The 15,686-nt window shown below is 70.3% G+C and carries 10 protein-coding genes and 1 tRNA gene; 6 read left to right on the top strand and 5 right to left on the bottom strand.

Annotated elements, in window-relative coordinates:
• The first annotated feature begins 117 nt into the window (after nt 1–117).
• Genes ACGFT1_RS08025 through ACGFT1_RS08010 form a run of 4 tightly spaced genes read left to right on the top strand, consistent with a single transcriptional unit; the run spans nt 118 to nt 9,524 of the window.
• On the top strand, nt 118–1,761 hold the full coding sequence (locus ACGFT1_RS08025; protein ID WP_373908170.1) for a PD-(D/E)XK nuclease family protein: 1,644 nt from the start codon (nt 118–120) through the stop codon (nt 1,759–1,761).
• Nucleotides 1,758–2,933 carry a hypothetical protein gene (locus ACGFT1_RS08020; RefSeq protein WP_373908169.1) on the top strand — a complete coding sequence of 392 codons (1,176 nt, stop codon included), beginning with the start codon at nt 1,758–1,760 and terminating at the stop codon, nt 2,931–2,933. Before ACGFT1_RS08025 ends, ACGFT1_RS08020 begins: the two co-directional genes overlap by 4 nt.
• Nucleotides 2,926–6,531, top strand: a complete 3,606-nt coding sequence (locus tag ACGFT1_RS08015; protein WP_373908168.1) for a hypothetical protein — start codon at nt 2,926–2,928, stop codon at nt 6,529–6,531. Before ACGFT1_RS08020 ends, ACGFT1_RS08015 begins: the two co-directional genes overlap by 8 nt.
• A gap of 23 nt (nt 6,532–6,554) precedes the next feature.
• Nucleotides 6,555–9,524 carry a pPIWI_RE module domain-containing protein gene (locus ACGFT1_RS08010; RefSeq protein ID WP_373908167.1) on the top strand — a complete coding sequence of 990 codons (2,970 nt, stop codon included), beginning with the start codon at nt 6,555–6,557 and terminating at the stop codon, nt 9,522–9,524.
• 631 nt (nt 9,525–10,155) lie between these two features.
• Here ACGFT1_RS08010 and ACGFT1_RS08005 read toward each other — a convergent pair.
• The 3 genes from ACGFT1_RS08005 to ACGFT1_RS07995 all read right to left on the bottom strand — a co-directional run bounded on the left by ACGFT1_RS08005 (nt 10,156) and on the right by ACGFT1_RS07995 (nt 12,535).
• Complete coding sequence (locus ACGFT1_RS08005; RefSeq protein ID WP_373908166.1) at nt 10,156–11,406, bottom strand: erythromycin esterase family protein; 1,251 nt, start codon at nt 11,404–11,406, stop codon at nt 10,156–10,158.
• 381 nt (nt 11,407–11,787) lie between these two features.
• Entirely contained in the window at nt 11,788–12,312 is a 525-nt protein-coding gene (locus ACGFT1_RS08000; protein WP_373908165.1) for a DUF6879 family protein, read from the bottom strand.
• Entirely contained in the window at nt 12,284–12,535 is a 252-nt protein-coding gene (locus ACGFT1_RS07995) for a hypothetical protein (RefSeq protein WP_373908164.1), read from the bottom strand. Before ACGFT1_RS07995 ends, ACGFT1_RS08000 begins: the two co-directional genes overlap by 29 nt.
• Here ACGFT1_RS07995 and ACGFT1_RS07990 point away from each other — a divergent pair.
• The gene (locus ACGFT1_RS07990) at nt 12,512–12,742 is read left to right on the top strand and encodes a hypothetical protein (RefSeq protein WP_373908163.1); all 231 of its coding nucleotides are present in this window, start codon (nt 12,512–12,514) and stop codon (nt 12,740–12,742) included. The two genes, ACGFT1_RS07995 and ACGFT1_RS07990, sit on opposite strands and share 24 nt — an antisense overlap.
• A 17-nt stretch (nt 12,743–12,759) precedes the next feature.
• Nucleotides 12,760–14,031, top strand: a complete 1,272-nt coding sequence (locus ACGFT1_RS07985; protein WP_373908162.1) for a tyrosine-type recombinase/integrase — start codon at nt 12,760–12,762, stop codon at nt 14,029–14,031.
• A gap of 88 nt (nt 14,032–14,119) precedes the next feature.
• Here ACGFT1_RS07985 and ACGFT1_RS07980 read toward each other — a convergent pair.
• Nucleotides 14,120–14,207, bottom strand: a tRNA-Leu gene (locus ACGFT1_RS07980).
• A gap of 202 nt (nt 14,208–14,409) precedes the next feature.
• Nucleotides 14,410–15,357, bottom strand: coding sequence for a beta-ketoacyl-ACP synthase III (locus ACGFT1_RS07975; RefSeq protein WP_373908161.1), 948 nt, complete (start codon nt 15,355–15,357; stop codon nt 14,410–14,412).
• Nucleotides 15,358–15,686: the final 329 nt, after the last annotated feature.

Here is a 15,686-nt window from a genome sequence, read left to right as displayed (position 1 = left end):
GCCACACTGTAGCGGTTCACGGATCACGTCGAGCGAATCGCTTGACTGAGTTCACAGAGATACGCTTCCCTGGGTGTGTTGGCGCTCTCGTCCCACCACGCCCGTAAGGGGTGCATCGTGCCGCTCCACCTGCCTCCGCCCGGAACGAACGGAGACGTCCGACTCATCCGCACCTCACTGCCGCTGCTGCGCGAGGACCCTCAGGACTGCCCGCGCGGCAACGCCCTGCGCGCCAGGGCGCTGCTCGTCCAAATCCCGCCGCGTCCGCGGGGGAAGCCCGTCGAGGACTTCGCCCTCGGACCGGTCATGAGCGTCCTGGACGCGATCGAGCACGAGGGAGAGGACGCCGACAGCGCCTTGATGCGGCTCCTGAAGCATCAGAAGTACCATGCCGGGCACGCAAGTTGGGCAGAATCAGCCGTTCGGTCCTACCTGCTGGCGCGCGCGGAGCGCGAAGCGCAGCGGCTTGCGCTCGGGCGTCCGCCGACCCTGCCGGTCCGCGCCCAGTGGACAGCCATCACCGAGAGCGAGGTAGCGGACGCCCGCGGGGCGATCCGCTACGAGCGCACGGCGTGGGGACGACGGTACGCGTCCGCCGACGGGTCGGAGCGCGAGATGTGGCTGCTGTCCGTGAATTCCGTCAAGGGGGACCGGCCGCCCGCCGAGATCGCGGAGGCAGCGGCCGTGGCAGCGACGGGCATCCCCTCCCGGGCGGCCTTCCGGGACGTCTTCCGTCCCGCCCCCGGCAGCACCGTGCGCCCTAGGCGGGTCCGGATCATCGGCATCGGCTGCGGCAGCGGCGATCACGACGTGCTGGCCGACTGGGATGCCGACGAGACCGAGCGGCGGTTCACCGAGCACGCCAAGCCCGTGCTGCGTCGGGTGATCGAGGGCGACCGGCTCAATCCCGGTTCCAGCTGCACGCGCTGTGAAGGTCTGGCTGCCTGCGCGCAGCCGCCCCGGGCTCCTGGCGTTCTCGGGGTTCCCGGGCCGCGACGCCCCCGCGCCCGCCGCTCCGTGTCCGCGAGCGACCTGCGCGTCCACGCGCGCTGCCCGGCGCAGTTCCACCTCACCCGCGTACTGCACCTGAAGTCCGTGGACCCGGAGAGCGAGCCCATCCGCAGGGGACGTGCCGTCGACGAGTGGCTCAACCTCCGTCACGGGAAGGGATGCTGCCGCACGGCCCCCCTCCCGGACGCCCTTCCCGGCCTCTCCTCCGCCGAACTGCCGACCGCCCTCGCCCTGCTCGCCGAGCACCAGCGGGATTGCCCTCTCGACGGCCTGCCGTCCGACGAGGCCGTACGGGTACAGCCGCGCCTGACCGCGTACGACCCCGAGCTGGACGTCGTCCTGATCGCCGACCCCGACCTCCTCTACACCCGCTCCGGAGGCTGGATCTGGCACGAGACGAAGACGGCTGCAAAGCCTCCCTGGGAGGGGCGCGCGTTGATGGAGACGTACCCGCAGCTCGCCTTCGCGGTGCTGATGATGTCCGCCGGAGTACCCGGTGGTGATCCGCGCCGGTCGCTGATCGAGCTGGAGGTGCTGTACCTGGACGCCGAAGGCACCGGGAAGTCGCGCTGCGAGGAAATCGATCCCGGTGATCCGGACACCCTGGCCGAAGCACGCCTCATCATCGCCGGGCTCGCCGGCCCCTGGGCGGTGGACGAGATCTACGCGCCGACGCCCGGCCGTCACTGCGGCGGTTGCGACATGATCACCCACTGCGCGGCCGGCCGCGCGCATCTGGAGGCACGGTGACCGCGACGACCGACAACGGCATGCCGCCGCACGACGCCGACTGGTCCGCCCATCGCGGCATTCCCCTGATGCGCACGCTGGCCACCGCTCTCACGGTGCTCGACGCGGCCACCGGCCCTGACGCCTTCGCCCTGCCCTACCCGCCCGAGGTGCAGCGCGCCCTCGACCGGACGGTCCTGGCCTGCCTGGAGCGCGGGGCCGAACCTCCGGTGAGCCTTCCGGACCTGCTGTCGTGGTGCCGCGAGCGGCCGGTGGCCGACTGGCCGGTGGACCTGCCGGCCGAGGCGGCCGGACCGGGCGATCTGCTGCTCGACCCGGACTCCTCACGCCCGACCGAGCTGTGCTACGAGTGGGCGGAGCAGTTCTCCGACAGCGCGCTGGTTCTCTACGACCGTGAGATCGTCCGCGCCGCGCTGCGGTTGTGCCGCGAGTACGGCGAGGAAGACGCGTACACCGAGTTCCGGCGGCTCCTGGTCACCCGACCCGTGCTCACCTCGGCCGAGGAGTGGGCCGTGTCGTTGGACCATGTGCTCGACCCGGTGAAGCAGCTCCTGAGCCGCATTTACCGCCCCGTCCCGGACAGCTATCTGCGCGGTGACGTCTACGCGACCTGCGCCCGGTGTCTCACTCTGCTGACGCCGCTGCCCGACGGCGGCTGGTGGTGCGAGCGGGACCGCTGCCGCCGCCGGGGCCGACCGCCGGTAGGGCGCCGCATCCCGCAGGAGGAGGCTGGTGAACTGCTCCAGCTGGCCAGGCCGTTGCGTCAGTTCGTCACCGGTCCGGGGCGGGCGGAGGTGCAGCTGGAGGGGCGGCTCGCCGGGCTCGGGCTGAAGGTCCGGATGTGGCCGGCGTACGACGCCTACGACATGCACGTCACCTTCCCCGACGGCTGGGTCTGGGCGGTGGACGTGAAGGACTGGGCCCATCCGGCGTTCCTGGGGCGGGCCGCCCGTCCGGTGCCGCAGGAGCCTCGGTACGACGAGGCGTTCTGGGTGGTGCCGCAGGACCGCGTCGACGACCGGCCGGGCTACATCGCCACGTACGAGCGCAACCGCCCGGCAACCGCGCGCCGTGTTCCGTTGCTCACCGACACTCACCTGCTCGCCCGCGCCGAGGACCGGCTCGCGCGCGGCGGCGGAGTCACGCGTAAGGAGGAGACCGGCGATGCGTGACCGCGACAGCTGGCACCACCCGGTCAGCCGGGAGGTCGCCCGCTTGTGGGACGAGGTTCCCGACGAACTCGGCGATGTGAAGCCCGGCCTGCTGTGCCAGGCGGAACTGGCCCTGCGGATCCTGGAGCGTATCGCGCCGGACGAGCCCGCCCGCGGTGCCTACGTCCTGCTCGGCGGTTACGAATTCGCCGCCGCCCGGGGATACGTGTCCTGTCCCGAGCACAAGGTCATGCTCGGCGCGGGCCGTCATCTGCTGTGGCACCTGCGCCGCGGCCGCGCTTGGGAGCGCACGCTGGAGACCTACCGGGCCCTGCCGGACCGGCTGCGGGCCTATGAGGTCCTCGCGCTCGACCGGCCGGCGCGACGACGCGAGCCGACCGTCGCCTCGGACCGGTTCGCCGTGTACGAGGCCGCCCTCGCCGCCCTGCCCCCTTTGGCCCGCAAGGAGCTGCCCCTGGCACCGGCGGGGCGCGCCACCTTCGTCGACCGGCGCCGGCCCGCCTCCGTGACGCTGCCCGAGGAACTGCGTCCCGACCCCGTTCCCGGTCATGATCTGGAGGCGGGGCGGCCGGGGAACGGTGAGCCGCTCACGGTCAGCCGGGCCGACCTCGTCGAGACCGCCCGCTGGATGGACACGACGGAGCGGGAGAACGAGGTTGAGAACCCGGGTCACTGGGAGGACCGCCTCACCGAGCTGCACATCTTCCCGCGTGATGCGGACGGGCTGAGCTTCTCGCAGGAAGGCGATCTCCACCTGGACGGGCTGCTGCACCTGGCCGGCATGGTCGGTGCGGGCAAGTCGACCCTGATGACGCTGATCGCAGTCTGGGGAGCCCGCGGGACTCCGGCGCTGCGCACCACGCTCGTCGTGGGCGACGTGGCCGAACAACTGCGTCTGACCGCTCTGCTCCGCGACCTGGGGCTGACCGCCACGCCGGTGCTGGGTCTGACCACGCGGGAGACGCATGTGCAGCGGCTGCACCGACGGCTCGCCTCTCGCGGCGTGCACAGCCTGCTGGACCACGACGACCCGGGCTTCGACCACCTGAGCACCGTGTGCATGGTGGACGCCCTGCGCGGCACCGAGGCGGCGCAGCCCCTGCGGTTCGCGGACGCGCCGTGCACCTCGCTCTACCCGGAGAAGAAGCGCACTCGGGACGAGAACCCGGAGTCCCGCGCGCTGCCCGAGCCCTACCGGCCGGGACAGCGGCGGTCCTCGTCCGAGGGCGACCGCCCGGCGGAGGTGAAGGGAGCCCCGCACGGGTGCCCCCTGTGGTATGCGTGCCCGCGTCACCGCGCGGCCCGGGAGCTGGTCGACTCTGTGATCTGGGTGGCCAACCCGGCAAGCCTCGTGCAGTCGGCCGTGCCGCGCCATCTGGGCGAGGAGCGGCTGCGCCACCTGGAACTGGCCTGCCTGCGCGCCGACATCATCGTCGTGGACGAGGCCGACTCGGTGCAGATGAAGCTGGACGAGATCTTCGCGCCCTCGGCGACGCTGGTCTCTCCCGGCCCCGAGTCCTGGCTGGACCAGGTGCAGACCCACCGCATCGAGGAGCTGTCCCGGCAGGGCCGGCTGCCGCTCACCGACCAGGAGGTCGAGCGCTGGTCCGCCTCGCTCACGGTGGTCCACGCCGCCACGGACCGCCTGTACAAGCTGCTGATCTCCGACGCCGACCTGCGCGAGTGGGCCGACATCGAGTACTTCAGCCCCTGGACCCTCCAGGAGAAGCTGCTCGGCTCCTGGTTCGCGCAGGACTCCGATGCCGCCGCCCCGGACGGCGTGTCCGACGAATCGGAGCTGTACGAGGCGTATGAGGACGACGCTCCGGAGCCCGAGTCGGCCGGGCTGGAGGTGGACGCCCACCGGGCCGAACTGACCGAGCGGTTCGACGACTTCCGGGACGATCCCCTGGGCGGTCGGGGCCCGTACGGCAATGTGACGGACGAACTGGTGCGCCTCGTCCAGGACCTGCTGACCACGCTGTCCTCCTCCGGCACGCGCGAGCGGGTCCTCGCCGTGCTGCGCCCGCTGCTCGCGGACACCCCCGCGTCCGTGCGGGCCCAGGACGAGGGGTGGCTCGATCTGACGGCCCGGCGCCTGGAGTTCATGCTGCTGCTCAGCGCCCTGCACCAGCGTCTCGACCGGCTGGTCTTCCTCTGGCCCCAGGTGGAGGCCGCCCTGCACCTGGACTCGACCGGCAACGAGCTGTCCCGCCGTCCGCCGCTGGACTACGCCCCGTTGGTCCCGGAGGCTCCGATGGGCAACGTCTTGGGGTTCCAGTACCTGCCGGACGAGCGGGAACGCGATGTCGAGGGGCGACACAGCGGCACCCTGCGCTTCTTCAGGTGCGCGGGTGTGGGTCGCGAACTCCTGCTCTCCCTGCCCGACGTGGGTGCCGACCCGGGCCGCGGCCGCAGGGGTCCGCACGTCGTGCTGATGTCCGGCACCAGCTGGGCGGGCACTTCGACACGCGCGCACGTGGTCGCCCCGGTGGGCGCGGTGCTCACCCCGTCACCACGGGCCCTCAAGGCCGTGAGCGAGTCGGAATTCAGTACGCACTTCCTGTACGACGACGAGGGGCGCCCCCTGAGCCTGTCGGGCACCGAGCCGAAGGCCCGGCCCGCGGCCTGCCGGGCGATGGTCAGCCGGCTCGGGTCTCCCAGCCGGGGCGGCGCCCCGAGCCCGTTGGAGCAGGAACTGGCCAGGGTCGTCGACAGCCGCCGGCGCCGGGCGATCCTCCTGGTGGGCAGCTACAAGGAAGCGCACACCGCGGCGGAGGTCCTGCACGAGATGGAGCGCTGGCACGGCCGCGTGCGGGTGCTGGCCGCCGACGACGCGGACCTGGAACAGGCCGTACGCGGCTCGGCACCGCCCAAGCCGGAAGCGGAGCGGGTCACGGCGCTGCGCCGGGGTGATCTCGCCACGTTCGCCGAGGACCCCACGGCGGAGATCCTCGTGGCCCCGCTGATGGCGGTGGAACGCGGGCACAACATCCTCAACGCCCAGCGCAACGCGGCCTTCGGCACGGCCTTGTTCCTCGCCCGGCCGCATCCACGCCCGGACGACCTCGCGCTGGCCGTGTTCGCGATCAACGACTGGGCGGCCCGTTTCGCCCGCGACGAGCCCGGGCTGCCGCAGGGCACGTTCGGCAAACTGGTCATGGCCGCGACGGACCTGGACGCGGCCGGGCTGGCCTTCCGGCACGTGGCGCGCGCCGAGTGGCGCCGGCTGCTGTCCCGCCGCTACATCTACTCCCGCCTGTCCGACCACGAGAAGACGTCCTTCACCTGGGACCAGCTGGTGACGATCTGGCAGGTCATCGGTCGCCTGGTGCGGGGTGGGGTGCCCGCCCGCGTGGTCTTCGTGGATGCCCGGTTCGCGCCACGCACAGCCGAGTTGCTCTCACCCGGCGCCGCGGCGGCGCCGCTGCCGCAGGAGGACGGCCTGCTGACCGGTCTGCGGGACGTGCTCGCCCCCTACTTCGCGGAGGGCGCGCCGCCGCCCGACTGCCCCGATCCGGCGGACCCCGCGGTCGCCCGGCTGCTGTACGCGCCGCTGTACAAGGCGCTGCGCGAGATCGAAAACCACACGTCCTGACCTTCATCAGAGAGGACCGGCCCATGGCTCGCCCTTACGACTCCATCCGCACCGCCGCCGCACGTCCCGTCTCCTCGGACGCCTCGGTGGTCGAGAGGTACCGCGCGCTGCCATTTCCCGAGGAGTGGACCGGGGCGCTGCTGGGCCTGTGCAACGCGGGCCGTGACAAGCCGCTGGAGACGGTGCCCACGTTCCGTATGGACCAGGTCGTGCAGGCGCTCGCCCCCGACGTCCTGGTGCGGCCCCGCCCCAACCGCCACCGCGGGGAGGGCCGGGACTTCTGGCTGTACGCCCCCGAGGACGTGCCCGATCCGCTGCCCGACGCGGCGTTCAGGGGGCTTCTCGCCACCTGGCTGAAGGACCTGCGGCCGGAGCCCGAGTTCCGTTCGCTGCTGTCCGAAACCCGCTCGGTGCTGCTGGAGAACCCGCCCCGGTGGCAGGAAGGAGTACCGATCGAGCTGCTGCGTCAGAAGCGGCCCACCGACGGTGGCACGGCCGCGCCGGAGCCGCGCCAGTTCCAGTTGTCCACCGACTGGCTGGCCCGGCGGATCCTCGCCCTGGAGCCCTACGACTTCGGGGGCGGGCGGCTCCGTTTCCGGGCGATGCCGCGCGGCCCGATGGACCGGGGCGCCGAACTCGTCTCGCAGGCGGTGGAGTTCGAGGGCAGCCGGGGTTCCGAGTGGTTCTCCGTCGTTCTGAACATCACGTTGCAGACGGTGCCGTTCGACCCGCTGCCCCGCTTCCATGTGCACAGTCACATCCGCCGGTACGCGACCCGAGTAAGTGCCAGGACGGGGCGGTTGTACCTGCCGTTCGGCCGCCGCACCACGGTGCTGCTGCGCCCGCGGGTACCGTGGTTGCGCGGAGCGCCGACGAGCGACCGGTTCGCCGTGGCGCGGCTCGCCTGGAGCCGCGGTGGGCACGACTGGGTCGGGGGCGGGCCCGCCGGGATGCTGCGGAACATGTCCCTCACGGAGTCGTTCCCGGACGCAGACGCCCTCCTCACCGACCCGGCCGGCTGGCTCGCGGACGACATGCGCGCCGCCGTCCTCTACAGCACGGCCATGGGGACGCACGAGGTCGGAGCCGGCCTGATGACCGACCAGCGCTCGAGGATCGTGGCATGGGCCCTGCAGGCACTTCCGGAGCAGCTGGAGCCGGTGCCCGCGCTGGTCCGCACCCACCTGTCGGGCAGCACGCCCGGCAACCCCCGCCAGGAGCCCCCCAAGGAACCGGCGAAGGCCGAGGAGGAGCGCAGGCGCGCTCAGGCCCGTCGGCGCGGCACGGCGTTTGCGCTGCACCACCTGCCCCAGGACCTCGCCCCGGGCGAACTTCCCACACTGGAAGCGCGGTTGCTGTGGCAGACCCCGGTGATGCGGGACACCGCGGTCAACGCGCTCGTCACACACCTCGATCTCAAAGGCGACGGCGGCGCACCGGCTACCGAGGAGGCCTACGACGGGACGGTGGTCCTTCAGTGGGAGTCCCCCGAGCTCACCGTGCGCCTGCGCTGCCGCAGGCTCTCCCGCTCCCTCGGCCGGGACCTCGCCCTGCCGGAGGGGACCCGGCACTCCCGGGCCGCGGTCACCACGGCGATCCGCGACCGCCGCCGGGAGATGACGGCCTTCCTTGCCGAGGAGGGCGTCTGCTCGCCTGCGCCTACGCTCGCCCTGGCGGAAATCGATCGGGCCAAGGACTTCTCGTCCTCCGCTCACGACGCGAAGTTCGCGCTGCGGCTGGGCTGCGCGGACGCCGGCGTGCTCACCCAGTTCATGGCCGTGCCGAAGAAGGCCCAAGGCTACAACAGCGAGAAGAATAAGGAGTTCCGCGCGGCGAAGGCCTGGGACGACGGACTGCGGCAGCTGGGTGTGCGGGTCCATCCCGAGCACAGCCTCGGTGAGCGCCTGCCCGGCGGCCTGCGGTACGCGGCGGTGTGGATGGTGCGCAAGAACCGGCGCAGCCGCACCCGGTGGGCAGGGCATGTGCCCGTCGCCGTGCTGGTCACGCCGGAGCCCTCCGGTGAGGGGCTGGCCCGGGTGGAGGGCTGGGACGACGAGGCGCGTGCCTGGGTGCCGTACCCGGTGATGCTGCTGAAGCTGACCAGGCAGTGCGAGGTACCCAGGGACCTCGTCCCCGCGCCGCGCGACGGTGAGGCCCCGGTGACCAGGCCGTCCTGGTGGGCGGACATGGCTCAGCAGCGTCGGGAGACCGAGGAGTGGCTTCAGCGGGTGCGCCGCACGCTGCGCGGTACGCCGACCATGCTGCTGGCCCACGGGCAGAACATGCGCTCGCACTGGACGTGGCTGCAGGACGGCACCGTCGTGGCGGACAAGTTCCGCGACGGCCACGCCCCCTCGCGCCGCCTGGATCCGGACCTGCGGCTGGTGCGGGTGCGTACGGCGCGCAATCGGGAGACCGCCCAGTGGTGGGGGGTGAACCCTGACGGTCCCAACGGCTTGGCCGCCCACCTGTGGACGGACCCGACTGCGGACCCCGACGAGGCCCGCGTCTTCTGGTCCACCACACCCAAGGCCCGCACGTTCAAACTGTCGGTGGCCGCCGACAAGCTGGCACCCCGCGTCAACGCCAAGGGCAAGGTGACCATCGACACGGACAAGGCCGCGTGGAACCCCGGGCTGGTGGAGATCGCCGTTCTGGGGTGCCACCCCGGCGACGGCGACCTTCCTGAGGCGCTCGCGCTCGCCGCGCACCAGCTCCGGCAGGCCCCCGACCTGCCCGACGCACTGAGCCTGCCCCTGCCCCTACACCTGGCAGGACTCGCCCAGGAGTACGTGCTGCCGACCCAGAACGAGGACGACGGGGACGTCGGCGACGCCCACGACTCCGTCGCCGACGCCGACCCGGACACGGGGGCGGCCCCGGGCGTCGAGACGGCTCCCGAGCCGGAGGAGACGGACTGGGAGCAGCTTGCTCTGGTCATCCCGGCGCAGCCCGCCCCTGAGGAAAAGTTGAAGGAGACCGAGCCGCGCTGAGGCCCGGCCCGCTACTGCGACCCGTCCGCCTCCCTGGCCTAGCATTCCGTTCATTATCGCGAATTCAATGGTGCTTCGGCGCATCGGGGGCCTGGCGTGGTCCTGGAACGCTTGTCGGCGCTGGACCTGGCAGGTCCGCAAGGTCTGCGGCCCGTCTTTGAAGTCGATTGCCTGATGCGCGCGGCAAACCGGATTCGCAAGCTGGGCGACTGCGTCATGGTCAACAACCGCACGACGCCGTGGCGATTGAGATTGCCTGCAACAAGGACGACTCCGTGGCATTCATGTGACTGCTTCGGCGGCAAGCGAGTTGCCACGCCAGACAGGATGGTTAAATGCAGGGTGCAAACTGTCCTTCTGCGTAGATAGGCCCAGCGGTGCCCCGCCGCGGCCACGCCGATGACCGTCCACGAGTACGTCTGGCACTCCTACCGCGATTCCGGACTACAAGCGCGAGGGCCAGCCGAACAACGCGATCCACCGTCGACCCACTGCGACACTGACGTACCAGCACACTTCGGCCCGGCATCAACGGCTGTCCCCTGCCTCGCGGCAAGACCGTCACGTAGGAGTTGCTGTGCCCCGTCACGGCTATCAATGTGGGCTGCGGTCCGGACAGCTGTGTTGGGTCTCAGCTCAGTAGCACCGAGGGCGTCGAGCGGGCCACGTACGCCAATCCGTCGTACTCACGCATGAGCACCGTCTGAGTCATCGAGAAGCGGTACGTCACGCGTGGCACGCCAGCACCGAAGGACCTCATGAACTGCTGGCTCTCCAGCCACTCGGCAACGGCGGGCTCGGTCCGGCCGGCGCGGAGATCGATCAGGTGGTCCTCGGAGGTGACCGAGGCCAGCTGGGCCTCGACGGAGCGCGGACCCGCCGCGCTGATGGTGTGCTTCCTGGGCGGTCGTGTCGCGGAGTTTCCGGGACGGGCGCGGAAGGCGCCCTCGCCGAACAGCAGGCCCAGGGCGTAGTACCTCTCACCGTAGTGATCCCTGAGGTGATGGCCCATGGCGGGGATGTCTCGCGCGTAACTGTCGGTGCAGACATGGCCGTTGTGAGCCCAGACGGCCACCTTGCCGGCAGTCCCCTCCTCCAGGGAGACCACTGCCTGGGCCATGTGGCGGTCCCGGGCGGCCAGCGCGCCCGTCTCCTCACCGTCTCCGCGCGGCGGCCGGGAGGCCACGTCGGCCGCGGCCACGATCAGGCGCGCATGCCTGAGTGCCTGATCGACGGCCGTGTCCCCGATGTGCGAGGTAAGCCGCGGACGCTCTTCCTGGAGGAATCGCTCCAGGTCACGTGCCTCGGCAAGGAGCTGTGGGCGCTGGGCCACCAGTGATCTCGTCCTGGCCTCCGCCAGTGCGCCGAGCACGCCGCCGGTGATGTCCGCCCGTTCTGGAGCCAGCGTGCGCAGCACGGCGCCCAGCGCCGCCAGGGAGGGGCCGCATCGCTGGGGGTCGATGCCCACAAAACGCACGGCCCGGTCCTTGGGAACCGTTCGGTTGTGGTCGCGCATCCACTCGACGACGTCGAGCATTTCCCGGGTCCGCCACGTCCAGAAGCCGAGGCCGGCCACTGCGTCGACGGCATCACCGGTTCCGTGCAGCACGTAGTCGTCGACCGCCTGGGCAGCGGAGGCGCTGGCCTCCATGGCCAGAGCGGTGAACCCCATCTCCTCGACGAGGAAGCGCAGTAACAGGTGTTTGAGGCGGAAGAACTCGGCTGTCCCGTGCGTCGCTTCCCCCATCCCCAGAACACGCACGTCGCGCAGAACCTTGCGCAGTGGCTCCAGGTCACCGTAGCCCGGGTCCGAGGCCTCGGGGTGCAGGCCTTTCAATGGCAAGGCGTTCCCTTTCAGCCAGCGTTGCACTTCCTCGGTCATCGCCATTTCCTTTCGCGTCACCTCTCGACACGGTGAGCCTAGCCTCTATGCGATCACGCCCGAACGGACCGCACGCATTTCGGCCGAGAGTTCCGCCAGGTCCTCCAGGGCCGCATTCCAGCCATGCGCGAGACCTACACCTGCGCAGTTGAGGACCACTTCGTCCACGCCCACTCGGGCGTATTCGCCAGTGCGCCGGCCACTTCCCGCGGGGTGCCGTACGCGAAGGTTCCCGAGTCGACCAAGGCACATGCGTTGAGATAGGGCACCGTGGCCAGCCTGAATGCCCGGCCGCTCACGAAGCCCGCAACCTTGCGGAACCCGCGAAGCCGGGCACCCAACGCCTCTCGTGCTTCTTGTGCTTGGTTGCTCACTGATGGGTCAGGGCTTGTACTCGGCGTGAGGGATGGCGATGGCCCAGAGCAGGTCTCGCAGACGGATGCACTCGGCCACGGTGTCAGGGTCCTCCACGATCTCTGACCCGAGAACTCGGCCTTCAGAATCGAAGTGCCCCACGGCAAGAAGGCGGTCGTCATACAGCCACCAGTCGTTCCCTCTTAGGGGGAAGGCAACTCCTTCCGGCAGCCGGTGCCTCGGAAGCCATCGGATGTCCTCGCCCATCTCGATGTTGAGGTGGGTGAGCGAGTGCTCCCAAGTGACGTACTGGCTGTGGGGCTCTGTGACCACGCGAACGCGACGGACCGTCTTGCCCTCACCCGTGACGCGCTTCATCAACGTCGTCCAGTCGTCGAGCCATGAGTAGTCGTCGGGTTCGCCACGCTTCCATCGGGCGTACGGCGTGTCCTCGATGGGAGACCCGTAGTCGTCTCGCAGCTCCAGATGGAAGGCATCACGCTCGAACTGGTTGAACAGCTCGTCACGCTGCGCGGGGCTGATCAGGTCCACTGTCTTCCTCCAAGAGGGCCGTGATCGAGGACTTGCGGACCTCGATGCAGGTCTCATAGTCGGGCATGCGCATCTGGTTCAGGGCTTCAGCGTCGTGCATTTCCGGGCCTTGAAGGACGCAGGTCCCCTGTTCAGTGACGATCTGGATCGGGTCGTTGTACTTCTTGATCTCGCCTGTGGGGAGTCCGTCCTTGGTCAGGTGCTCGAACAGCTCGGTCGGCACCTCGATGACGACGTCACGGCGCACCTGGCCGAACTAACCCACAAGCGTCCCGAGACGATCCGAGGCCACCTCAAAGAGGCCCGGAAGCGGGACCTGCTGACCACCGTGCCCGGCAAGCCCGGGGGACAGCTCACCGCCAAGGCAAGGGAGATCACGACAGGCGAATACCTCGACAAGATCACCGATCACCTCATGGGCAACGACTAGGAAGGAATCGCACTCACGTGGCGGAGCGCGGTAACGGTCTCGGGGGGACTCCGGTGGAGATCCCGCGCAAGGGCAGACCGAACACCTGGGGTGTACGCACCCCGCTCCACTTCGACAAGGCGCAGGGCAAGAAGATCCGTTACTGGATCGGTCGGGAATTCCCGACCAAGACCGCAGCAGAGAAGGCGCTGCGGGAATGGCACAGCAACTACGAGGCGGGCAAGATCGCGGCCCGCTCTGACATGAAGCTGGGTGACTGGCTCGACAAGTGGCTGTCGAATCTCAGGAAGGAGGGAACGACCGTGGCCGGGTACGGGACGAAGATCGGTCTGCACATCAAGCCGCACATCGGCAGCGTGAAGCTGTGCGAAGTCACCGACGACACACTTGATGATCTGTACCGGCTCTTGGAGAGCGCTCCGTGCCCGACCAACAAGGACAAGCCGCTCAGGGCGAAGAGTGTTCGGCACATACACAACATTCTGTCGGGTGCTCTCGGGGCTGCTGTGCCCAAGCTCATCCCCGCCAACCCGGCGGCATCGGCTCACCCGCCCACGGCGCGAGAGATACGGGCACAGGAACAGAAGTACCCCACCGTGGACGACGGCCAGACGGCCCGCTTCCTGGCAACCGTATGGGAGCCCTGCGGGAACCGGGCCTGTGACGGCGGCCTGACCCATCACTGTCTCCGGGACGCTCTACTGTGGACCGTCTACGCCGCTACCGGCGTGCGGCGCAGTGAGGCACTGGGGATGAAGTGGTCTCTCGTCCACTGGGAAGAGGGAGCCATCGAACTCGGCTGGGTCGTGGTCGAAGAGGGCAACACCTACCGTCTCCGGAACCTGACCAAGGATGGTGACGACAACGCGCTGATCTACGTGGACCAGAGCGTCATGAACGTTCTGAAGTGGCAGAAGGAGCGGCAGGACGCTGAGCGCGCACGTCTCGGCTCCGCCTGGGTCGATCATGACCTTGTGTTCGCTCGCGACGGCTTCAAGCTCTATCGGGGCGAGGCCGGAGGCCCCCAGGATCCGGATAAGGTTTCCGCCCGCTGGCGGACCCTGCGAACGCGGCTGAAGCTCCCCGAGGAGTTCCGTATCCACGACTGGAGGCACAGCAAGGTCACGAACGGCTTGGAGGCCGGAGAGAACCCCGTAGAGGTCTCCGCCAACGTCCGGCACCACTCGCCGGGCTACACCATGGCCCGCTACGGCCACTCTCGTAAGGACGGAGCGCGCCGACTGGCCGCCTCCGGTGCGGGCCGACTCGGCCTGTCATCCCTGGTCTGACCTGGGAAGTCTCCAGGCTGTTGGTCACGTGGTTGGTCACGCCACAGCCTGAGAAACAGAAAAACCCCAGATGAACTGGGGTCTCTGCTGGTGTCCGAGGGGGGACTTGAACCCCCACGCCCGATAAAGGGCACTAGCACCTCAAGCTAGCGCGTCTGCCATTCCGCCACCCGGACCAGGTGTCTGCCGCCACGTGGGTGTTCCCCGCGGCGACATGGACAACAATACCAAGGTTTCGGAGTGCGTTTCACCTGCGTATCCGCACGCCGGGCCGTGTCCGGGGCAGCCGGGGAGCCGGTGGATCGGCGGCGGTGCACCGAGTGCGAGATCATCTGTACGGCAGGTGAGACTGACGGCGGGAGCCCGGGCTCCGGGGTCTCACGGGCAGCGCACGACCTGCCCGGCGTACGACAGGTTGCCGCCGAAGCCGAACAGCAGCACCGGGTCGCCGGTGCGGAGCGCTCCCTGTTCGACCAGCTTGGAGAGGGCGAGCGGGATGCTGGCGGCCGACGTGTTCCCGGACTCGGTGACATCGCGGGCGACCACCGCGTTGACGGCGCCGATCTTCGCGGCCAGCGGCTCGATGATCCGCAGGTTGGCCTGGTGAAGGACGACCCCGGCGAGGTCCGCGGGTGCCATGCCGGCCTTCTCGCAGGCCTGGCGGGCGATGGCCGGCAGGCGGGTGGTGGCCCAGCGGTAGACGCTCTGCCCCTCCTGGGCGAACCGCGGCGGCGTGCCCTCGATGCGGACGGCGTGCCCCATCTCCGGCACCGATCCCCACAGCACGGGCCCGATCCCGGGCTCCTCCCCCGGCCGGCAGGCCTCGACCACGGCGGCCCCGGCGCCGTCACCGACGAGGACGCAGGTGCTCCGGTCGGTCCAGTCGGTGACGTCGGACATCTTGTCGGCGCCGACGACCAGGGCGCGGGTGGCCGCGTCGGCCCGGACGGTGTGGTCGGCGGTGGCCAGCGCGTGGGTGAACCCGGCGCACACCACGTTCACGTCCATCGCGGCGGGCCGCGGGATGCCGAGCCGGGCCGCGACGCGGGCGGCGGTGTTCGGGGAGCGGTCGATCGCGGTGGAGGTGGCGACGAGGACCAGGTCGATGTCGTGCGGCGCCAGGCCGGCCGCGGCGAGCGCCTTGGCGGCGGCGTGCGCCGCGAGTTCGTCGACGGGTTCGTCGGGACCGGCGATGTGCCGGGTGCGGATGCCCACCCGGCTGCGGATCCACTCGTCACCGGTGTCGACCATGCCTGCCAGATCGTCGTTGGTGAGCACCTTGGCGGGCTGGTAGTGACCGATGGCGGCGATGCGCGAGCCGTTCATGCAGAAGATCCCCTCGTTGCCGGGTAGCGGGATCCTTCAGTCTGAGCAGTGACTCACGGGTACGACGGCAGGTGAAGCCACAGGAATCGGGTGTCGGGATTGTCGGCTCCGGTCAGAGCCTCGGTCGCGGGCTCCGGTCGGACCCTCGGCCGCGGGCTCCGGTCAGACCCTCGGCCGTACGCCCCGGTCGGACCCTCGGTCGTACGCCCCGGGCCATGGCGCCGGACGTGCGCGCGAGCGGCGCCTCACCGTCCGGTCCGCGCCTCGCCGAGCACCGTACCGCCGATGTGCGCGGTCAGCGCGGCGGCGCGGGCCGGGGTCGCCCCACT

The sequence above is a fragment of the Streptomyces sp. Y20 genome, assembly GCF_043195475.1.
Classification (GTDB): domain Bacteria; phylum Actinomycetota; class Actinomycetes; order Streptomycetales; family Streptomycetaceae; genus Streptomyces.
The sequence above is the reverse complement of the archived record's forward strand: the minus strand, read 5'-3'. Positions and strand labels throughout refer to the sequence as shown.

What these genes read in the sequence shown, in the direction of transcription:
- ACGFT1_RS08015 (WP_373908168.1), top strand. Translation starts at nt 2,926, where the DNA reads ATGCGTGACCGCGACAGCTGGCACCACCCGGTCAGCCGGGAGGTCGCC.
- ACGFT1_RS08010 (WP_373908167.1), top strand. Translation starts at nt 6,555, where the DNA reads ATGGCTCGCCCTTACGACTCCATCCGCACCGCCGCCGCACGTCCCGTC.
- ACGFT1_RS08005 (WP_373908166.1), bottom strand. Translation starts at nt 11,406, where the DNA reads ATGACCGAGGAAGTGCAACGCTGGCTGAAAGGGAACGCCTTGCCATTG.
- ACGFT1_RS07975 (WP_373908161.1), bottom strand. Translation starts at nt 15,357, where the DNA reads ATGAACGGCTCGCGCATCGCCGCCATCGGTCACTACCAGCCCGCCAAG.